The organism is Deinococcus sonorensis KR-87 (assembly GCF_040256395.1).
In the GTDB taxonomy this organism is placed as follows: Bacteria; Deinococcota; Deinococci; order Deinococcales; family Deinococcaceae; genus Deinococcus; species Deinococcus sonorensis.
In genome coordinates, this window is sequence record NZ_CP158297.1 from 161,243 (window position 1) to 182,185 (window position 20,943).

A 20,943-nucleotide genomic window follows, 5' to 3' on the forward strand; every position below is an offset into this window, starting at 1 on the left:
GTGCGCCACTCCGGACAGGCCAGAGGTCCGGGGTGGTGCGCCTGGCGCGGAGATCCCTGCATGAGGATGGAGTGGACTGGCCCCGTTTCACAGCTCCAGACTCTCCCCCGAAAGGACCGCGCGTGGGCTGAGTCAGAAGAACGGTGGGATAGGAATCCTGGTCCTGTGGAGCATCGACGTTGCGGACCGTCGATCGTGACCGGGCTTCCCACAAGCAAAACACCCGTAAGGCATCTGACCAGGGCCAAGAGAGAGCCGACGACGAGACCCGCTGGGGAAGATCATCTCGTTGTTCAAGGGAATCAGACCCTTCCTGAAGTTGAGCGCCATGGATTCGAACGTCCGGACCTCGCCCGAGTGATGGAATTGCTCGACCCGCACAGCGCCGACCTGAAATCGGTCAAGTGTTACCATTTACCCATGCAGGCCGTCGTCTACCGACAGTTTCAGACCCGCCCTGAAGTGCTGGTCGTTCCTGACCCCGTTCCCCCGGCGGACGGCGTGGTCGTGCAGGTGGGTGCGACGGGGGTGTGCCGCAGTGACTGGCACGCCTGGATGGGCCACGATCCGAGCATCCCCCTGCCCCACGTTCCCGGCCACGAACTTGCCGGGACGATCGTGGCGGTCGGCCCGGACATCCGGGGCTGGCACGTCGGGGACCGCGTGACCGTCCCCTTCGTCTCGGGCTGCGGGCGCTGCGCTGAGTGTCGGTCCGGCCATCAGCAGGTGTGCGAGCGGCAGTTTCTGCCCGGCTTTACCCACTGGGGCTCCTTTGCCGAGTACGTCGCCCTCCGTCACGCCGAGGGAAACCTGGTGCGGCTCCCGGACAGCCTGGACTTCGTGACGGCGGCCAGTCTCGGGTGCCGCTTCGCCACCTCGTTCCGGGCGATGGTTCAGCAGGGGCGGGTGCGGGCCGGGGAGTGGGTGGCGGTCCACGGCTGTGGGGGCGTGGGGCTCTCGGCGATCATGATTGCGCGGGCGCTTGGCGCGGGCGTCATCGGGGTGGACATCGACGACGACAAGCTGGGCCTGGCCCGGGACCTGGGGGCGGACCTCACCGTGAACAGCCGCACGACCGCGGATGTGGCGGAGGCCATCCGCGACCTCACCTCCGGCGGGGTCCACGTCTCGCTGGATGCGCTGGGGCACCCTGAAACGTGCTTCAACTCCGTTCAGAGCCTCAGGACGCGCGGGCGGCATGTGCAGGTCGGGCTGCTGGCCGGACAGCGTCACCCGGCGATCCCGATGGACCGGGTCATTGCCCGGGAACTGGAACTCTACGGCAGCTACGGGATGGCGGCCCACGCCTACCCGGAGATGCTGGGCATGATTGAACGGGGGGCGCTCCAGCCGCAGCGGCTGATCGGGCGGCGAATACGCCTGGAGGACGCCCCGGATGCCCTGGCGGACATGGACCGCTTCCTCGGCACGGGCGTGACAGTGGTGGACCGCATCGGGCGCAGGTGAAGGACCGCACCTGAACCGCACCGACGAGGTGCTGCTGGACGACCAGGAGACCGCCATCAAGGCCGGGCGGGCAGTCCGAAACGACAGGTCCTGATCCCCTGCCCCGCGAAATCGCCACGCCCCGCGCTGGAACCCGCCGCAGCTCCACCCCCCGAGCCGCACCAGGCGCTTGCTGTGGTGCGGCTCCAGATGCCCAGCCGTCCAACCCTACCCACTCGCCGGCCAGAGGCCCATGACCTGCCGCAGCGCGACGATTTTTCCGAAGTGATAGGCATTGTGGACGGCCAGCCCCCGCAGCACATCCGCCATGGAGCTGCCCGGGTCCGTCTCATGATCGAGGCGCTCCTGTGAGGCGGTCCACTCGTACGCCTGCCGCAGCCCAACGAAGAAGGCCTCGACGAGGTCTGTCCATTCCTGCAGGTCAGTCGGCACCTGCGTGGGATAGCGGATGTCCTGCTGCCAGGTGCGTTCGTACAGGTCTTCGTCTCGGGTCACCAGAATGCGCTGCCAGAGTTCGAGGTGATACAGCTCGGCATAAATCGAGTGCGTCTGGGGCGACAGCACTTGCGTGACCTGCTCGAGCGTCAGACCGTCCAGAATCTGCCGCCTCGCCGCGTATTCGCCCTCCAGAAGTCCGTGCCATCCACTCATCGGTCCAAGCCTCCCCTTGCCAAATCAATTGTCAACACTGCCGACCCCGCCCAAGCCCCTTCGAGAACGGCTGGCTGGTCCGGCGGGTCAACGCCGGCAGGGCACCCGGATCCAGGTGAGCCGGCACAGGTTCTGGGCGACGGAGTTCACGGGTGCATGGTAGCGACATCCAGTCCTCGCGCGTGTCAGCCGATCGACCCTGAACCAGGCCGGGCCGCCGGGCGAGCATCCCCCTGGGCCTGACCGCCGTGAGCGCACGACCGTGCCAGCGCCACCCCGGCTCCAGGGAAGGGCGCTGCGGCCCCCAGGCGCCCGGGCAGGTGTGACCAGCCGTCCTTCCCGGCACGCTGGGGCGGGCGAGGAGCAGCCAACCGCCCTGGTCGCGCCACGCAGCCTTCGGCCCGCCGGACCACGCATTCAGCGGCTGGGCCGGTCGATTCACTGCCGGTGCAGCCGCCCATTCACGCGCTCCCGCATTGTGGTTCACCAGCGACCGGGCCGTGACGCGGCCACGCCTGCAGCCGTGACGCGGCCACGCCTGCAGCACGCACCAGTCCGCCAGGCGACCCGCGCGTCTCAGTCGACGGGCGCGTCCGGAAGGCCCTGGCCAACGTCACTGTCGGTCACGACGTACGCGGTGACGCTGCTCACCCCACTGTCCTGCGGCACGGCCGTCACGGCGACGCGGAGCGCCTGGGCCAGCCGCGGTTCCGTCACGCTCAGGTCCGGGCCGTCCAGGTGGGGAGGTTCAGCGGAGTTCGGGAGCGAGCGCCACCACCCCGTTCACGCCTGTCGCCCCTCCGATTTCGAAGCGGAACAGGGCCTGATGACGGCGTGAGCGGCACACGGCGTCGGACCACCGCCTTCATCCTCGGCTGGCCGGGCTGAACCTGAACAGCTCCCCATCCGGCACCTCAGGGCGGTGCAGCTGAACGTACCAGTCCGTCGTCAACGCGTGTTGAACCACACCACCACGCCACGCCAGGTGACCCAACCGCCATCCCCGCCCGAGCCTCGTCGCCTCAATGCTGGCGTACGCTGATTTTCATGTTCACGCCATATCTCACCCGCTGGCAGCTCTCGCCTGATGGGCTGGCGATCCACACCTTCAGCAGCGACCTGTTGCCGGTCCGGTACCGGGGGCAGCCCGCCATGCTGAAAGTGGCCCGCGCGGACGAGGAACGTCATGGCGGAGCCCTCATGGCCTGGTGGGACGGTGAAGGTGCCGCCCACGTCTACCAGCGCGATCCGGCCACGGGCGCCCTGCTGCTGGAACGCGTGCATGGCCAGGGTGACCTGACCGCGCTGGTCTACGACGGCCGGGACGACCAGGCCACCCAGATCCTGTGTGCGGTGGCCGCCCGCCTCCACACTCCACGCCGCACCTCGTTTCCGCCCCTCGTGGACCTGGATGTCTGGTTTCAGGCGCTGACCGGGGCGTGCCCTTCCGGTGGTGGCGTCCTGCACGAGGCGTTCCAGACCGCGCGGGCCCTGCTGGACACGCCGCGTGAGGTCACTGTCCTGCATGGCGACCTGCACCACCAGAACGTTCTGGACGGGGAGGCCCGCGGCTGGCTCGCCATCGACCCCAAGGGGCTGTGGGGTGAACGCGGGTTTGATTTTGCCAACATCTTCTACAACCCTGATCTCGACCTCGCACGACATCCCGGACGTCTTGAACGGCAGGTGGGCGTTGTCTCGCAGGCGGCGAACCTCGACCCAGTGCGTCTCCTTCGGTGGATTCTCGCCTACGGCGGGCTGTCCGCCACATGGGGGTTGCAGGACGGTCGTGACGGGGACGTTCGGAAGGTCTTGGACGTCGCGCGGCTCGCCCACGTGGCGCTTGGCGGCCAGGTGGACCGGGGCGCGACCTGAACGTCTCGCTCCCCACACTGGACCTGAGCCCTCCCAGGGCGGACAACCCTGGGCCTACACGGAACGCGCCGCCAAGAGCGCCGGACGGTGTGCGGGTGACCCGGTCGTGCGGTGCGTCCACTGGGAGCGCGCCGCCCCTTTGCTGGCGAGCGGCGGCAAGCCGACCGTCGATCTGCTGAACCCAGGGGGTACGTGGCCGGGCCCGGCCACGTTGAGGTGCGGTCCGCCCGGCTTCATGTCAGCACCGCTCGCCCACCCTTCACCCCGTATGTACGGCTACAAGCGAAATGATGACACGCTTGTATGCTGAAAGCAGATGAGTGCTGCTGGACCACCTTCACGTGCCTGCAGCATGACGCACGAAGGGGACGGTCAGCGAGGCGCGACGCCCCTCTGGATGACCGTCGAGTGCCCATGCCGTCGAGCGGGCGATGAGCGCACGGGTGTGGATAGCGCCGTCCGACACGCCCCGGTGTCACCTGAACTCCACCTTCCGTCCCTCCTGTGGTCCAGCGACCCGGCCCAGGCCCCCTCGCCGGCATGGCGCTGCCGTCGTGAAGGTTGCCCCAACCAGGCATGGCACGGGGAAGTGTTGTGGACGTGGGTCAGCACGCTCCGGCCGGTCAAGTGTTCACCCGGGTCCGCCGTCGCTTGTCTGTCTCGGCCTTCCTCCGGGTGGCGGGGGGTGGATCGTCCGTGACGTTGAGCAGCGTCGCCGCGCGTGCTCGTCCATCCGCGGTGCAGGTGGTGTGGTTCAAGAAGGACCTGCGCGTTCACGATCACTCCCCGCTCCTTGAGGCGGCTGCCAGAGGACCGGTGCTGCCGCTGTATGTCTTCGAGCCGGAGCAGCTGCACCACCCGGAATTCGGCGGTCATCACTTCCAGTACCTCCAGCAGTGCCTCGCGGAGCTCGATGAGGCGCTCGGGACCCTCGGTGCACCGCTGATCTGCCGGCACGGTGAGGCCGTCCAGGTCCTCGAGGCGCTGCACCAGGACGTCGGCCCGTTCGCGTTGTGGGCCCACGAGGAGACGGGCAACGGCGTCAGTGATCAGCGGGACCGCCGGGTTCGCGCGTGGTGCCGCGCGCGCGGGGTGCCGTTCACTGAGCTGCCCCAGAACGGCGTGGTGCGGCGACTGATCCACCGGGATGGCTGGGCCGCCACCTGGGAGGAGCGCCTCGGGGCGCCGCCCGGTCCCCCGCCCTCACACCTCACGCCCGTGCCGGTCCGTGGGACCCCGCTGCTCAGGCACCAGGACGCGAACGTCGCGCCGAACACGAAGACGATCCCGCCGGGGGGGCGCCGGGTGGCCGAAGCGACCCTGGCCAGCTTCCTCACGGTCCGGGGGGTGGGGTACCCGGCGGAGATGAGCAGTCCCCTCACCGCCGAAGCCAGCTGCTCGCGCCTCAGCGCCCCGCTGGCCTTCGGGACCCTCAGCCTGCGGGAAGTGGTGCATGCCACCCGGCAGCGCCTCGCCGCGGTCCACGGCGACCGGGACGCTGACCCGCGCTGGGTGCGGTCCTTGCGCGCCTTCGAGAGCCGCCTGCACTGGCACTGTCACTTCATGCAGCGGCTGGAATCCGAACCCAGGATGGAATTCGAGCCGCTCAACCGCGCCTTCGATGACCTCCGGCCCGGCTGGGATCAACTCCGCTACGACCGCTGGGCGGCGGGACAGACCGGCTACCCGCTGCAGGACGCGTGCATGCGGATGCTGGCCGCCACCGGGTGGCTCAACTTCCGCATGCGGGCCATGACCATCTCCTTCGCCAGCCACCTGCTGTGGCTCCCCTGGCAGCGCCCCGGCCAGTACCTCGCGCACCAGTGGCTGGACAACGAGCCGGGCATCCACTGGGCGCAGGTGCAGATGCAGAGCGGGACGGTGGGCATCAATCGCCTGCGCATCTACAACCCCACCCGCCAGGCCCGCGCCCAGGACCCCACCGGCGCGTTTATCCGCCGCTGGGTCCCGGAGTTGAGGGACGTCCCCACCGACTTCATCCACGCGCCCTGGGTGTGGAGCGGCGCGTCCCGCCTGACGTACCCCGCGCCGATCGTGGACGCCGAGCAGGCGATGCGCGCCGCCAAAGCGCAGCTCATGGCGGCGCGGGACACGCCGCGCTTCGCGGCGGAAGCGCGGCGCATCTACGAGCTGCATGGCAGCCGCAAGAAGGCGGAGCTGCGGGCGGAACGTGTGGCCCGCGGCCTGCCGGCGAAGCCGCCGCGCGGCGGCACCCGGGCCCGCCACGTCCCGGACCTGGACCGGCAGCCGGGCCTCTTTGACGCCACCGTCGCGGCGCCCCTGCCCGCGATCCGGCCGGCCCGCCTGCCCGGGTCCTGGCAGACCGCCCTGACGGACGCGTTCGCAGCGCCGTCCTTTCATCAGCTCAAAAACGTCCTGACCGCCGAACGCGCCGCGCACACCATCTTCCCGCCGGCACCCGAGGTCTTCGCCGCACTGCGCCTCACCCCGCTGGAGGACGTCAAGGTGCTGATCCTCGGGCAGGACCCGTACCACGGCGCCGGGCAGGCCCACGGGCTGAGCTTCAGCGTGCCGCCCGGCGTCCGCGTGCCCCCAAGCCTGCAGAACATCTACCGCGAACTTCACCAGGACCTCCCGGACGTTTCCCCGCCCCGGCACGGGGACCTGCGCCGCTGGGCCGCGCAGGGCGTGCTGCTGCTGAACGCTGTGCTGACGGTCCGCCAGGGCCAGCCGAACAGCCACGCGGGCCTCGGCTGGGAAGCGTTCACCGACGCGGTGATCCGGGCCGTGAACGCCAAACCGGAACGGGTGGTGTTCGTGCTGTGGGGCGCCTACGCCCGCAAGAAAGCGCGGCTGGTGACGGCGCCGCATCACCACATTATCGAGAGCGCCCACCCGAGTCCGCTGAGTGCGGCGCAGTTTCTGGGCACCCGGCCGTTCTCACGCGCGAACGCGGCCCTCCTTGAGGCCGGGCGCTCCCCCATCGACTGGCAGCTGACGCCGGACGCAGCGGTCCGCTGACCACCGGAGATCCACCCTGCACGGTGCCACGGCCACCATCGACACGGGGCCCCATCCTCCCCCCATCCCGCGTGCCGGTCAGGCGTGGGTGGAGACAGGGGCACACCAGCGAACCGGTGGCGGCGTCCGGACCAGCGGAACGTGGGCCACCCGGCCATGGCCGGTTGCCCTGCCGTTCTCGGCCCTGCTGCGGTCCGCCTCCACATCAGCACGCGGTGGAACGGGCCAAGGCCGGAAACGATCAGCGCACGCGGCACGTCACGGTATACTCGCCGGGTCGCGCCTCGTGTTGTCGCCTGGCGCCGACCCGTTTCCGACCATGCGTGCGCTTGTCACCTCCTTTCGGGACCGTCCCACCGCCCGCGCGGTGGCGCTGTTCGGCGCGCTGAACTTCGCGATGGCCCTCGCGTTCATGCTCGCCGTTCCTGCCCGCTATGAACGCCCCGCCACGCCCCCCCTGCTGGTGCCGGAACGCGCCGCGATCCGGGTCGCGCTGGTCCTCGCCGGGTACGCGGTGGTGGTATGGGCGGTCCGCCCCGGCCGGCGCACGCGCCTTGAGCTGGCCGCGCTGGTCGCCGTGGGGATCGCCGCCACCGCCTTCGCGTCGCGCGTGTACTTCCCGTTCCTGCCGCTCGCGGTGCTGCCCGTCGCGGCGCGGTATTGGCTGAGTCTGCGCGCCACGCTGGCCGTGACGCTCGTGGCGTTCCTGGCGTCGGTGCCCCTCTGGCTCCCGGCGGTGGCCGGTCACCGACCGCTGATCATGGCGCTCCTGGCGCTCGCGGTCACCGTCGCCCTGAATGGCTACACCCTGTTGAGTTTCGAGTTCGCCTTGCGGGAGGCGCGCGCCCGTGAGGGGCTGCGCGCCCTGCAGGCCCTCACGGTGCGGCACGCAGAACTCGCGGAACGTGCGCGTGTGGCGCGGGAACTGCACGACACGCTGGGGCACCACCTGACCGCGCAGCGCTTCGACCTGCAGTTGCTCGCGGCCCTCGGGGGCGCGTCGGAGGCGCAGCCGCCGCTGGAGCGCGCGACGGCCCGCAATGCAGATGCGCTGGCGGAGGTCCGGCGCGCCGTGCGCGCCCAGCCGCCTGAACCGCTGGAGGGCGGCCTCACGGGGGCCCTCCACGCCCTCGCGCGCGGCTGGCCAACGCCGGTGCACCTGACCGTCCAGGGTGAGGAGCCCCGTCTGACGGACGACACCCGCCTGGTGGTGTACCGCGCGGCGCAGGAGGCCCTCACGAATGCCGGACGGCATGCGCCAGGTGCAGTGCCGCGGGTCACCCTGACGTTTCTGCCCGGGGAAGTGCGCCTTGAGGCCGAGAACGCCCAGGCCCCTCACCGCGTCACCCTGGGGGGGGGGCTGCGCGGCCTGGAGGCGCGCGCGCACGCGCTGAACGGCGGGGTGTCGGTGAGCACGGCGGGCGGCGTCTTCACGCTGCGGCTCGCCGTGCCGCTCACGGTGGCCGCCCCGTGACGGTGCGCGTGCTGGTCGTCGACGATCAGCCGTGGGTGCGGGTGGGGCTGCGCGAGCTGCTGAACGTGCAACTGGACGTGCAGGTGGCGGGTGAGGCGGACAGCGGCGAGGCGGCGTTGACCTGGCTGGTGGAGGGGCGCTGCGACGTGGTGCTGATGGACGTGCGCATGCCCGGCCTGGGCGGCATCGAGGCGGCCCGCCGGGTGGTGGCCCGTGGCGGGCCGCCCGTGGTGCTGCTGACCACCTTCGAGGAGACCGCGGAGATGGTGGCGGGCTTGCGGGCAGGCGCGCACGGCTACCTGCTCAAGGACACCTCCGTCGAGGCCCTGACGGACGCCATTCGGCGCGTGGCGCGCGGCGAGCGGGTGGTGCAGCCGCGCGTGGCGGACGTCCTCGCTGAGGCGCTCGCGCGCCGGGACGCCGAGCTGGGGGCGTTGGGGGCCCTCACGCCGCGGGAAGTGGAGGTCCTGACGCTCCTCGCGCAGGGCCTCCCGAACAAACGCGTCGCCGTGACGCTCGGCGTGTCGGCGGGAACGGTGAAGGTGCACGTCTCCAACCTCCTCGCGAAGCTCGGGGTGACGGACCGCGCGGAGGCCGTGCGGGTCGCGCGGCGCGCCGGGCTGCTGCCCGGCGGCCATTAGGCGTACCCCCTGGCGTACGCCTCCGGCAGACGCGCCGCGCGCCGCCGCGGCGGCAGGCTGACTGCATGCCGCTGCTCTCCCTGCCCGCCGTGCACGTCCCACGCCTCACCCCCCCCGTGCGCCTGCACCCTGGAAGGATCGTGGCGTGATGCGGCCCTTCGAGTGGGCGCTGTTCCTGTCGTTCCTGCCGATGTGGGGGCTCACCGCTGGGCGGTGGGGCCGGCGTGGCGCCCTCGCGGCCCTGCTGCCACTCGTCGCCGCGGTTGCACAACTCGTCCTGGAGGGCGCGCGCCTGGAGGTGCTCCCCCTCGACGTCCTGGCCGGCCTCGCGCTCCTGCGGGTGCGTCCACCGCGGCCGCACCGGTGGTGGGCGCTGGCCGGCTTCGCCGTGGTGTACGTCCTCGCCGGCCTCGTGCCCGGCTGGCTGCTCCCGGTCCTCACCCTTCCGGACCCCAGCGGACCGCACCCCGTGGGGGTGGTGGACCGCGTCCTCACCGATCCCGCCCGGCACCGGCGCCTCATGGTGACGGTCTGGTACCCGGCGGCACGCCGCGGTCCACGCGCGCCCCTGTTCTCGACGCCGGACGCCGTCACGACCGGTCTCGCCTCGGCGTTCGGTGTGCCGCTCGCGGCGCCCGCCCTGCGGCACCTGCGGTACTCGACCATCGCGGCCACGGCGGGCGCGCCCGCCCTGACGGGTCGCGGGGCCTTCCCCGTGCTGATCTCGTCGCACGGCATGGTCGGCCTGCGCTCGCAGAACAGCGGTTCATTCCAGGACCTGGCGAGCTGGGGGTACGTGGTGGTGGCGATCGACCACACGGACGCCGCGGCGGTCACGGTCTTCCCAGACGGCGAGGTGCGCCCCTTCGACCTGCGGCGCTTCGGGCTGCGCCCGCAGGACGCCGGCCGCGTGAACGAGGTGCTGCTGCCCGTCTGGGTGGCCGATCAGCGCCTGGTGTACGACGCGGTGGCGCGCTGGCAACGCGACGACCCGCTGCTGGCCGGTCGGCTCGACACGGCGCGCATGGCGTCCCTCGGTCACTCGTTCGGCGGGGTAGTGTCGCTCGCGGTGTGCCGGGTGGACGTCCGCTGCCGCGCGGCGGTGAACCTGGACGGCGGGTACCAGCCGGGAGTCATGCCGCCGCCCGCCCACCGCCCGCTGCTGATCCTGAGTTCCGAAGGCAGCGACGACAACCCCACCGCGACGGGCGCGTGGGCGCGCATCGTCACGCAGGCGCGCGGTCCCGCCTTCTGGCTGACCGTGCCGCACAGCACGCACCTGTCCCTGACGGTGGCGCCCTTCATCTCGCCGCTGCTCGTGCCGCACGGCGCCGACCCCCGCACGGACCTGCGCACGTTGAACGGCGTCCTTCGGGCCTTTGTTGACCGTTACGTGCGGGGAAACGGTGTCCCCTTTGAGCGCGCCCCGGCCGTTCGCGCCATGCGCCGGCGGGTGACACGCCCATGAGGGGCGCGCCGAAGATAAAGGCGCACGTCGCGTGGCCGCAACCGCACGGGACGTCGAGCTGGGGATGACTTGGTGCTGCCGCAGCCGCGCGCCTTCGCGGGGGCCTGGAAGGACGGGCCCGCCGACCAGAACACCCCGGAGCGCCTGCGCTTCGCCCCGACCGACTCCCTCCGTACAGCAGGTCCTGGATGACCACAGCCCCCCACGACATCGCGCCCCGCTCCATGATCAACGCTCCGGCCGGCGCGGACGCGGGCAGGCAACACGCGGGCACCAACGGCGAAGCCGGGTCCAGCAGACCCGGCTTCGCCGTTCGCTTGTTGGTCAGCGCAGCTGGAACAGGTCCGTATGCAGCACGCTGTCGTCCAGCATCACCTGCAGCTGGAAGCAGCCCACCATGCTCTTGCAGGTCCCGGTCCTCCTGTCGGTGAGCCGGCCACGCACCGAGTTCTGCAGCAGGTCCCGGAACCCCAGGATGTGCCGCACCGGCGTGCGCAGGTCATGCGAGACGCTGGACGTGAACGCCTCAAGTGCCTCGTTGGCGAGCGTCAGTTTCCGGTGTTCCTCGGCCAGCTGCGCGGCACCCCGGGCCCCCGCGATGTGCGAGCCCCACGCGGCGCACCCCTGCCTCCAGCGGGAGCGTGTACGAGGGCCAGGTCGACCTCTCCTGTATCGCCGTCACCACGGTCGAATCGCCGTTGAATGCCCCGGTGATTGACCTGTCGTGCCATGACCCCTTCGGTGCGTTCGCCCTGAAGCCTGTCGGCCCCGTGCCTGGTGACGCCCATGTCATGCGGCAGCCGTTCACCTTCACGCTCGACCGTGGTGCCGGCCGGACCGCGACGGGTCTCGTGCGCGTGTATGGGCGCCTGTCAACCGGAATGTTCATCGGTGGCAAGGCCCAATCCTCTCACCCGACGAGCGCAGTGAGCGTCAAGGTCACCCCCGCACCCTGATCCGCCGATGAGGGCCTCCTCCGCCCCCGAACGGTGTTCACCCGGTCGTTCGACAGGCCGTATGGAAGGCCCGGCGCGGGTCTCCTCAGGTCGCACCGCCCAGCTCAGCCCTGACGGCGCCCACCCTGCGCGTGGCGGTGCTTGAGCCGCTCCCGAAGGGAAGCGAAGTGGTGAGGGCGATCGGCGAGCAGGCGCTGAGCCACCGCGCGCAGCCTGGGGTCGGCCACCCGGGTGGCCTGCGCGATGCCCCGCTCCGCGTCCTCGCCGGGCAGATGACCCAGGGCACTGAGTGCTGCGAACTGCACGTCCCACACGTTGTCCTGCAGGGCGTCGGTCAAGGCGGGCGCCGCACCCGCATTGCCGAGCAGTCCCAGGATGTCTGCGGCATGGGCACGCCGTTGCGCATCCGGGTGCCGAAGCGCCGCCAGCAGCGGAGGCAGCGCCGCGTGCCCGAACTCCACCAGGGCCGTGCTCAGCGTATTGCGTCGCTCGGCGTCCGGGTGGCCGACGCCGCCCATCAACGTGGTGAGCGCTTCCGGATGGTCCATCTGTCCCAGGGCGAAGATGGCTTTGCGGGCCACCTCGTCGTCCGGGTCGTTGATGGCCCGCGTCAACGCGGACGCACTCGCGGGATCGGCGATCTTGCTGAGGGTGTGCACGACCTGCAAGCGGGTCGTGGCGTCGGGCCCCTCCAGCAGCCTGAGGAGGAAGGGCATGGCGTCCGGCCCCATCCGCACGACGGCCCAGGTCAGGTTCTCGCGCACGAAGAAGTCCGGCTCGTGACCCAGACGCCCGATCAGGTCCGGCAGCGCGGCCAGGTGCTGGGCGGCCCCCAGGTCCAGGGCCGCCCGGATGCGGACGTTCTTATCCGGGTGGAGGAGGTCGGTCACCGTGGTGTGCGTGGTCATGGGTGCTCCATCCGCCTGGGCGGGCAGGGCCTCCGAAACGAAGGTCCAGGCGGCTTGCAAGTCCGCAGGGAGGCGGTGCTCATACGCCCGGCCGATGGCCTGGGCGATCTCGGGGCGGTCCGCTGTGGTGTGCCTGACGAGCTGCTGCCAGCGCGCCCCCAGGGTCTGCCCTTCGGCGGAAGTCGGGGGCAGACCGGCTTCCAGCGCCGTGAAGACATCGGTCAGGAGGGTCTCCCAATCGTCGCTTGCTTCCTGGGTCTGGTGCTGGAGGCTCTGGAGCTGCCCGTCACTCAGGGACAGCTCGCCCGCAATGTCCTGTGCCACCTGCAGAAAGCGCCCCACCTGCCGGGCGACACGCTGGGTCAGCGCGATGGTGTGCGCCACCTCGGTCCAGCCGACCTCAGCGGCGCCCTGCAGGGCTCGCAGCTGGCGGACCAGCTGGCGCTCCTGCGTGATGCGCGCCTCCAGCACCTCGATGTGCCGCCGGAGCGCCTCCTGTGCATCGTAGGCCGGATCGTCCAGCGCCCGAGCGATCTCTGGCAGGGTCAAGCCCAGCGTTTTCAGGCTCTGGATGTGCAGCAGGCGCGTCAGGTCGGCGGGGGAGTACAGGCGGTACGCCGCCCGGGTGCGTCCGCTGGGCTTGAGCAGGCCCAGGGCGTCGTAGTGGCGCAGGGTGCGGATGGTCAGACCCGTTCGCCGGGCCAGTTCGCCGATTTTGATGTCCACGGGCACCTCCGCCGCTCACCTTAAACGGTGACGTTACGAGAGGGTCAAGTGCAGCTGGATCGTCCTGGGTCGGTTCGGGGACCGACCCTGGGGTGGGTGTTGACCCACCGCACGCCGACCGGTGATTCCGGGGAGGTGAACGCCTGCACTGTGACGACGAATGTCCAGCGCGGCCGTCACGTTCTCCGTGGAGCGCCTGTCACACAGGTCCAGGCGGTCCAGCGTGGTGCAGGCCGGCATGCCCGCCCGGAACGCGGAGTCGTCCAAATCGTTCAGATGGAGGGGACTGGACTTACGTTGAGGTACGAAGCGGCGGACGGAACCCGGGTCAGCCGGCCCTTGAGGGACTGAGTGCAGCGGACCGGGACGTGGTTCTGGATGGCTCGCAATGAGACATGGTCGGTGAAGTCCTGACCGACGTGCGGGGTCAGGTACGGTGGTTCCAACGGGTTCGGCGGCGCTGGGGGCCCTCCACCCGCTCCGGACGTCAGGCTGGGGAGTGGCGCTCCACAAACGCCGTCCAGGTCTCCGGCAGCGTCTCCCCTACCTCCAGCAGGTCGCGGCGCGCCGCGGCGTAGAAGCGGGCCAGGCTGCGGTGGTTGCCGGCGGCGCGCAGCGCCCGCACCGTCAGCGCCAGGGCGTCCAGGTCATAGGGATCGGCGTCGCACAGCAAGCGGCCCACACGGGCGGCCTCGGCGGGCTGCTCGGCGCACAGGGCCTGGGCGCGGGCGGCCAGCGCCCCGTACAGCGTCTCGGTGATGGGTCGGCCCAGGTCCGCGGTCTCGCCCGCCAGGTAGGGGCCGCGCCACAGCCGGGTGTCGCCGGTCTGCAAGAACAGCTCGGCGTCGGTGCTGACCTCACCCAGGGCGTACCCGTCCCCGGTCGTCTGGATCACGCCCGCGCCCAGCGCCACGCGGGTCTGGTGCACCAGGTCCCGGAGGGCCGCCGCCCCCTGTTCCTCCGTGGCGTGCGGGTACAGCGCGTCGGTCAGCGTCAGCCGCGCGACCTCCGGGCGACCGCGCAGGCGACCGTCCAGCAGGCAGGTCAGCAGGGCCCGGCGCTGGCGGCCCCGGACCGCGTCGCCCGCGCCCGGCGCGCCGTAGCGCATCTCCCCGAGCACGTCGAGGCGAACGCCCCCAGATGGCACCTTCGTCGGGGCCGTGCTGGAGGTCCGGGCCGCTTCCGCTTGAAGCTCGGGGAAGGCCCGCAGGACGGCGGCGATGTTCAGCGGCAGCTGCTGGCCCGTGAACCATGCCAGGCAGGCCCGCGCGGCGCTGGGATCCTGGCGTTCACGGGCCAGTTCCAGCCGGCATTGCCAGGCGGCCTCGGTCAACTCCGCCGCTTCGGCGCGCTCCAGGGCCGCCTGGAACGCGCGCACGGCGTCCGCGGATCGCCCGAGGGCGCGAAGGGCGTGGCCGCGCGCATTCAGGGCGCCGATCCGCAGGTACGGGTGAGGCGCGCCGTCGGCCAACGTCAACGCCTCATCGGCGGTGCGCAGGCCCACGTCCGCCTGTCCGTTCAGCACCTCCGCCTGCGCGCGCAGGGCCAGACTGGTGCTTCGCAGAATCGGGTGGCCCAGCCGCTCGGCCAGGGCCGCCGCGGTGCGGGCGTGACGCAGGTTCAGGAAGGGGGCGTGCGGCGTGGGCCACTCGGCGTACAGGCTGCCCAGCGCCAGCTCGGCGTTGACCAGCGTGGGGGACAGCTGCCCGTTCAGCACCGAAGCCGCCTCCTGAAGCCGTTCCTCGGCCTGCTCGAACCGGGTCTGGCGGGTCAGGAGATCGCCCAGCATCACCAGCGAGTGCGCGTACGCGCGCAGGTCCCCCACCGCCAGCAGCTCCCCCACCGCCTCCTCGATGTCCGGCCGGGCCACGTCGGCCTCGCCGGCCCGCAGGCGCGCCTGAGAGCGGTTGACCAGCGCCGCCGCGCGTTGCCTCCGCAGGCCGTGCTGCTGACACAGGTCGATCAGCTCGGTCCAGGCTTCGTGCGCGCGCGTCAGCTGCCCCTGGTAAAAGTGAGCGTTGGCCAGCGAGCTCAGCAGGGCGGCGCGGTCCTCCGGCGTCAATGCACCACCCAGGGTGGCTTCGGCCAGCGCCTGGGCCTCGGCGAGCTGCCCGGCCTGGATGAGGGCGCCCGCCACCCGGCTGATCACCCGGGCCCCGCAGTCCGCCTGGGCCGATGCATGCTCGCGCCACAGGGCCAGCGCCGACGCGATGTCGCCGCCCAACAGACGCACCGACAGCTGATGCTGCCACGCGCCCGGCTGGCCCTCGAACCGGTCGAGCAGGGCCAGGGCGCCGTCCAGCAGGCCACGCTGGGCGGAGAGTTCCGCGGCCTGCACCCGCACCGCCGGGTCATCCGGGGCCGCCGAGAGCGCCAGGTCACACAACCGGGCGGCCTCCTCCAGGTCAAAATTCTGAACGGTGGTGGCCGCGCTCAGGGCCAGCCGGGCACGGTGCTCACCGACCGCGTGGTGGGCAGCCAGCGCCTGAAAGCGGGCGGCCTCGTTCGGCCCCGCGGCCGTGTCGACCGCCCGCCGGTACAGCTCCAGCGCCTGTTCGGCCGGCAACTGCGCCTCCTCGACGAACGCGGCGGCCCAACCCGGCGCCCCGTCCAGCGCGCGCACGGCCCGCCGCGCCGCGGCCTGGCGGCGCGGCGCGGCACGGCTGTGTCGAAAGACGTCGCGGTACAGCGGGTGGACGAAGTGACGCCCCGCCACGATGCCCAGCTGCTCCAGCTGATGCAGCGCCGCGCTCGTCTCCGCGGTCGTCAGCCCCGCTGCCGCGGACAGCAGCGCCTCGTCGGCACCCGGCACCAGGGTGAGGGCCTCCAGGACCGTCTCCAGCGGTTCCCCCGCGGCGTCCTGAAGGGTGCGTCCGATCATCGCTTCCACCGTCACCGGCAACGGATGGCCCTCCGGGGCCCGCCAGCGCCAACGGTCCCCACCGTTCCAGAGGTGGCCCTGCCGCGCCAGCAACCGGAAGTATTCCCGCGTGAACAGAGGATTGCCGCACGCCCGCCCGAACACCCACGCGGCGGCCTCGGGCGGCACCGCCGCCCCCGCCTCGGCGTCCAGCAGCGCGGCGGCAGCCTCGGGCGAAAGCCGCGCCAGGGGAAGCATCAGGCCGCGCTCCGGCCAGGTTCCGGGTGCGGGCACACGACTCGTGACGAGCAGGCCCACTCCCCGCGTCGCGGCCACGGCGGCCGCAAGGTCTGCGGTGAGCTCGAGCCGCGCCGCGTCGGCCTCGTGCAGGTCCTCGACGTGCAGCACGAAGGGCGCGAGCTGCCCCAGCAGGGCGGCCAGGAGCTGAGCGGGCGGCGCGGCCACCGGCCGGCCCGCCTCCACCGCCTCCAGCGCCGCCCGCGTCCAGGCCCGCAGGCGAGCGGGGCGCGGCAGGGCGCGCACCAGGTCGGGGAGCGGCAGCGTCGCCGCCACGGTTAGGCTCCGGCACGGGGTTTCACGCAGGAGCGCCCGGGTCGTGTGGGTCTTGCCGATCCCCGGCTCTCCCCACAGCCAGGCGACCAGCCCGGCCCGCCGCATGGAGAGGGCGTGCAGCCGCTGGCTCAGCATGGCCGGGGTCGTGTTCATCCGCCACCCCCATCATAGGCTCGGGGGCCGCCCTTCGGTGAGCGGGTCGGTGGCACGCCCCGGACGTCACCGCCTGAGCACCCTGTGGCCTGTCCTGGTCACGCGTGTGGTGTGGACCAGGGCGTGCCCTGGTCTGGCTGAGGGAGCAGGCCGGACGGAGCTGAAGCAGGGGTGACAGACGCTGTGGAGGCGAGGTCGATTCGGCGGGAAACAGGAGGCAGCAGACCGGTGACTGTGGCGCCCGCTGGCTGCCATCCAGGAGCCATGCCACCAGGCGGCGCGGTGGTCCCGCTGCGCTCATCTGCAGGCACCGGCCGCGAGGTGATGGCCGCCTGAGGGCCCAGCCTGCTTGTCCAGAGGAGGACGCGCCATAGCCCGGTTGTCCAGCAACAGGCCGCCCTTCCCAGACAAGGCAAGTTCACCGCCAGACCCGTCGTGGCTGCCAGCTGGCCGAGTGCCGGGCTCAGCGGCGTTCGCGTGCCATCGGCCAGCCATGCCCCGGTGCGTACGGTGTCTTCAGCACTCACAGGAGGCCCCCCATGAACGTCACCAGGACCATGACCGCGCTGCTGCTCACCACCCTGCTCGCCGCGTGCGGCGCCAGCCAGACCGGCAGCCCCGGCACCCCACCCGGCACCCCCGCCCCCACCGATGCCAGTCAGGCCACGCCCTACACCATGAAGGGCACCGTCCGGAATGCCGCCGGACAGCCGTTGCCGGGCGTGGAAGTGTGGGCCGACAACACGCTGTACTACAACATGAACGCGCTGGGCCGCACCGACGCGCAGGGCCGCTACAGCATTGCCCTCCCCAAAGACCAGCTCGGCACGTGGCGGGCCGGCGGGCGCTTTAAGACGCAGTACCACGGCAAGTGGTACGACCTCCCCCTGGAACCCGACAAGGAGGCAGCGTTCGCCACTGCCGACGGCGCCATCCGGAACTTCACCCTGCGCCTGGCCGGGGAGACGCCCGGCGGCGGGCACTACGGCGGTTACGTGTACACCTACTACAGCGAGCACGGCGGCAGCTACGACCCGGACCGGGTGGAGTACACCCTCACCCCGGACGGCCCACTGCTGGACGGCAGCACAGGCCAGACGATCAAGGCGTTCGACGGCAGCGATGCCCTGCATGACGTGCCCGTGGGCCAGTATGTGGTGACGGCGCGGTATCTGCCCACCGATGGGCTGGCACAGCCGATGCTGCTGGCGCAGAGCGGTGAAGAGTACTCGCCCTCCACCACCATTTTGTTCCGTGAAGCGGTCGAGCACCGCAATTTCGCCGACTTCAGCGTCAGCCTGGTGCCCAAGCCCTGAGCATCTCGGTGGCAAGAGACGTCTGCTGCCGGCCGCAAGTTCGAAGGCACTCTGCCACGGGAGCATCCATGGATCTGTTTCTGTTTGGCGGCCTGGGGCACGGCCCTTCACGTCCCGCCACTTCGTGCAACGGGCCGGGTCCGGGGGGCATCTGAGAGTGGCCGTGGTGGTCACCGTGACGTCGGACACCGACCCGGATACATGCCTTGCAGCTCCACGTCCCGGTCCTCCGGGTGCTCCTGCACCACGCGCCGCTTTTCAGAGCAGAGTTCCGACCCCCGCCCGATCCGGTACACGGTACCGGGCTGCGGGGGTTCGCTCATGGCCCAAGTGGAGGGATCTCGTCGGTACTCACGCTTCTTCCACTCACCTTCGCTGGGCTGGAGCGCGTTTTAGAGATCACGTAGCTCAAAGGAACAGCTCGCATCGTGCGGGGAGGCCGATGACGACATACGACTCGGACCTGACCGATGCGGCATGGGCGACGCTCCAGGTCGTCTGGCCAGCTCGGTCACTGCGGGGGAACCGCCCCAGATGGCCTCGGCGCCTTGTCATCGACGCGATCCTGGAGGTCCTGCGCGGCGCCATCGCCTGGCGCGCCCTGCCGAAGGAGGTTCCACCGTGGAGGGCGGTGCTCTCCCACGTCCGGCTGATGCGACTGAGCGACGTCTGGGAGCGGATCAACGCCGCTCTTCGAGGCCAGTACCGGGTGCGCATCGGACGCACGGCCGAGCCGCAGGCGGCAATCATTGACCGTCAATCGGCCAACACCACCAACGGTGGTGGAGCGCGAGGAGTTGACGGCAACACGAAGATCAAGGGCAGGAACCGGCACAGCCTGGTCGATCCGCTCGGCCGGCTGGTGGAAGCGGTCAAAGCCAACTTCCCCACGCGAAACACGATCTGGGCGGATCAGGGCGCTGCCGGGCGGGGCTTTCAGCACCTGGGCCAGTGCGGAACTCCAGCTGGATCTGGAGGTGATGGATCCGTGGCGGCGGCTCGAACGTTCCGCGCCAGAGGTGCTCAAGGCCCAGGGGTTCGATGACACCGCGGTTCATGTGCTGCCCAGGCGATGGGGTGTCGAGCGGACCTTTGCCTGGCAGGGACGCAACAGACGGCTCTCCAACGACTTTGAAGACCGTGGAGAGGCCGCCGAGACGTGGTGTGACCTGGCCCGGAGTCGCCTCTTGCTTCACCGCCTGACCCGACCGTGCCCCGCCCTGCGCAATCTCCAAAACGCACTCTAGTGACCGACTGGGCACCGGCGCCCGCCCTCATCGACGGCGGGCCCTGGCCAGGCACTCTGCTGAGCCAGGAAGGCCGGGCTCAGCTGGCGGTCCTGGTACTGTCGGTGCCATACGGGCGTGAGGGCCGGTGACAGCGGCGGCACCAGCCACGACCAGCGTCCGTACACCGCCCTTCCGGCCCGCTCTTCCTGCTGCTCGAAGCGCACAAACTGACGGGTGACGCCGTGGTGGTCCGCCAGGCGCACCCCTGCCGCGTCGAAGCTGTGCAGCACCGCCACGTTTAGTTCCAGCAGCGCGCGGTCACGCCACAGGGTGCGCTCGCGCGAGGTGTCCAGCTGCAGCAGCCGCGCCACCTGCGGCAGCACGTCGTAGCGGTCCCGGTCGGCCAGGTTGCGCGCCGCGATTTCGGTCTGCAGGTACCAGCCGGAGAATGGCGCGCAGCTGAAGTGTTGCCCCGCCACCTCCAGCGCCAGGTCCGAGATCACCGGCAGCGCGTGCCACTTCAGACCCAGCTCTGCCAGCTGCGGGTACTTCGGATGCCCGATGCGCACCTCCTGCACCGCAGCGGGCGGCAGGGTGTACAGCTGCACCCTGCCCTGCGCCTGGATCGCCACTGGCAGCACGTCGAACGACGTGCCGGGACCGCCGGGCCAACCGAGCTGCTGCAGCCGATGGGTCAGCTCCAGATTCTGCGGGTCCCCCACGACCCGGCCGTCCGGCTGTCGGTATGCGGCATACCGGATCAATTGCGGATTGAGCACCCGCACGCCTGGCCCGAACACGCTCAACAGCGCCTGCACGCGCCCGCCATTCCAGGCCAGCTGCAGGTGGTCCAGCAGCCCAGCCCATACCTCATCCGGCGCCGTCACATGCCGGAGGTCACGCACGCGCAACCCGTTCCAGGCGGCCCGGCCGACGCAGCGGGTGCTGTGGCGCCACGCCAGCCGGGCACCGTAACTCAGCTCCTCGCTGCTGAGCGTCACAGCGCCGTGGCGCAGCGCGGTCAGCCGCTCCGCCAGTCCAGGGCGGCCCGTCTCGCGGTGGTACTGCTGCAGAAAGTCCTGCAAGGGTGTGCTGAGCGGAACGGAGGCGGTCACCCGTTGATGCTGACGCCCGGCCACGCTCCAAATGTCCCGGCGGGACGCATGAATCAGGCCACAGCGGGACATGCAGCGCTCAGGGCAGATGAGGCCGACACGGCGTGTGGGGAAGCGTGCGGGAGGACCGTCAGGCAGGAGGAAATCTCCATGGGATGCTGGGCCGCGCTCTCCAACACCCGCTGAACATCCACGGCAGTCGGCCTGGCCTCCGCCTCCTGTCGGCCGATCTCTTCAACGAAGCGCTTACGCAGGCTGCGAGGCGAGCCCAGAATCAGCATCCGTGCCGGGCGGTTGCTGTCGTTCATGAACACCTGTGGCGTGACCTGGGGGACGACGATGGACCGGCCCGGAGTGAGGAGCACCTGGCGGTCCCCCACCTGGAGGGCGAGCTCGCCCTCCAGATGGGGGCCGCTTCCTCCTCAAGCGGCTGACGGTGCAGCGGTGTCCCGGCGCTGGGCGGGACGAGCGTGGTTGGCACGGCTGTCGCTCGTCTGGGTCGTGGAAGAAGGCGGTGGTGAAGTCGGG

General features: G+C 71.1%; 16 protein-coding genes. 9 read left to right on the forward strand and 7 right to left on the reverse strand.

Features of this window, described 5'->3' with window-relative positions; all coding sequences use genetic code 11:
- Positions 1-420: 420 nt before the first annotated feature.
- Entirely contained in the window at positions 421-1,467 is a 1,047-nt protein-coding gene (locus ABOD76_RS02010; protein WP_350241637.1) for a zinc-dependent alcohol dehydrogenase family protein, read from the forward strand.
- A gap of 207 nt (positions 1,468-1,674) precedes the next feature.
- On the opposite strand, the gene ABOD76_RS02015 is transcribed toward ABOD76_RS02010, so the two are convergent.
- Complete coding sequence (locus ABOD76_RS02015; protein WP_350241639.1) at positions 1,675-2,118, reverse strand: hypothetical protein; 444 nt, start codon at positions 2,116-2,118, stop codon at positions 1,675-1,677.
- Between the two features lie 576 nt (positions 2,119-2,694).
- The gene (locus ABOD76_RS02020) at positions 2,695-2,835 is read right to left on the reverse strand and encodes a hypothetical protein (protein WP_350241641.1); all 141 of its coding nucleotides are present in this window, start codon (positions 2,833-2,835) and stop codon (positions 2,695-2,697) included.
- A 330-nt stretch (positions 2,836-3,165) separates the two neighbouring features.
- On the opposite strand from ABOD76_RS02020, the gene ABOD76_RS02025 reads away from it, so the two are divergent.
- From ABOD76_RS02025 to ABOD76_RS02045, 5 genes are all read left to right on the forward strand, one after another.
- Complete coding sequence (locus tag ABOD76_RS02025) at positions 3,166-3,993, forward strand: aminoglycoside phosphotransferase family protein (protein ID WP_350241643.1); 828 nt, start codon at positions 3,166-3,168, stop codon at positions 3,991-3,993.
- Positions 3,994-4,689: 696 nt separating this feature from the next.
- Complete coding sequence (gene ung / locus ABOD76_RS02030; protein ID WP_350241646.1) at positions 4,690-6,996, forward strand: uracil-DNA glycosylase; 2,307 nt, start codon at positions 4,690-4,692, stop codon at positions 6,994-6,996.
- Between the two features lie 319 nt (positions 6,997-7,315).
- A complete protein-coding gene (locus tag ABOD76_RS02035) occupies positions 7,316-8,470 on the forward strand; it encodes a sensor histidine kinase (RefSeq protein ID WP_350241648.1) in 1,155 nt (384 codons plus the stop codon).
- The gene (locus ABOD76_RS02040) at positions 8,467-9,111 is read left to right on the forward strand and encodes a response regulator transcription factor (RefSeq protein WP_350241651.1); all 645 of its coding nucleotides are present in this window, start codon (positions 8,467-8,469) and stop codon (positions 9,109-9,111) included. The genes ABOD76_RS02035 and ABOD76_RS02040 overlap by 4 nt, the downstream gene beginning before the upstream one ends.
- Before the next feature lie 148 nt (positions 9,112-9,259).
- A complete protein-coding gene (locus ABOD76_RS02045) occupies positions 9,260-10,579 on the forward strand; it encodes an alpha/beta hydrolase family protein (protein WP_350241745.1) in 1,320 nt (439 codons plus the stop codon).
- A 324-nt stretch (positions 10,580-10,903) separates the two neighbouring features.
- Here ABOD76_RS02045 and ABOD76_RS02050 read toward each other — a convergent pair whose 3' ends face one another.
- Complete coding sequence (locus ABOD76_RS02050; protein WP_350241747.1) at positions 10,904-11,179, reverse strand: histidine kinase dimerization/phospho-acceptor domain-containing protein; 276 nt, start codon at positions 11,177-11,179, stop codon at positions 10,904-10,906.
- 41 nt (positions 11,180-11,220) lie between these two features.
- Here ABOD76_RS02050 and ABOD76_RS02055 point away from each other — a divergent pair, with 41 nt between their 5' ends.
- The gene (locus ABOD76_RS02055) at positions 11,221-11,535 is read left to right on the forward strand and encodes a hypothetical protein (RefSeq protein WP_350241653.1); all 315 of its coding nucleotides are present in this window, start codon (positions 11,221-11,223) and stop codon (positions 11,533-11,535) included.
- Positions 11,536-11,639: 104 nt separating this feature from the next.
- Here the strand turns inward: ABOD76_RS02055 and ABOD76_RS02060 are convergent, their stop codons facing one another.
- Both ABOD76_RS02060 and ABOD76_RS02065 read right to left on the reverse strand, forming a co-directional pair.
- A complete protein-coding gene (locus ABOD76_RS02060; RefSeq protein WP_350241655.1) occupies positions 11,640-13,169 on the reverse strand; it encodes a HEAT repeat domain-containing protein in 1,530 nt (509 codons plus the stop codon).
- Between the two features lie 487 nt (positions 13,170-13,656).
- On the reverse strand, positions 13,657-16,755 hold the full coding sequence (locus ABOD76_RS02065; RefSeq protein ID WP_350241657.1) for an AAA family ATPase: 3,099 nt from the start codon (positions 16,753-16,755) through the stop codon (positions 13,657-13,659).
- Between the two features lie 539 nt (positions 16,756-17,294).
- Here ABOD76_RS02065 and ABOD76_RS02070 point away from each other — a divergent pair.
- A complete protein-coding gene (locus ABOD76_RS02070) occupies positions 17,295-18,071 on the forward strand; it encodes a carboxypeptidase regulatory-like domain-containing protein (RefSeq protein ID WP_350241659.1) in 777 nt (258 codons plus the stop codon).
- A gap of 442 nt (positions 18,072-18,513) precedes the next feature.
- On the forward strand, positions 18,514-19,116 hold the full coding sequence (locus ABOD76_RS02075) for a transposase (protein ID WP_350241660.1): 603 nt from the start codon (positions 18,514-18,516) through the stop codon (positions 19,114-19,116).
- 198 nt (positions 19,117-19,314) lie between these two features.
- Here the strand turns inward: ABOD76_RS02075 and ABOD76_RS02085 are convergent, their stop codons facing one another.
- Complete coding sequence (locus ABOD76_RS02085) at positions 19,315-20,415, reverse strand: nitric oxide synthase oxygenase (RefSeq protein ID WP_350241661.1); 1,101 nt, start codon at positions 20,413-20,415, stop codon at positions 19,315-19,317.
- A 53-nt stretch (positions 20,416-20,468) separates the two neighbouring features.
- Positions 20,469-20,819 (reverse strand): cupin domain-containing protein, encoded by a 351-nt coding sequence (locus ABOD76_RS02090; protein WP_350241748.1) that lies wholly within the window; start codon positions 20,817-20,819, stop codon positions 20,469-20,471.
- Between the last annotated feature and the right edge of the window lie 124 nt (positions 20,820-20,943).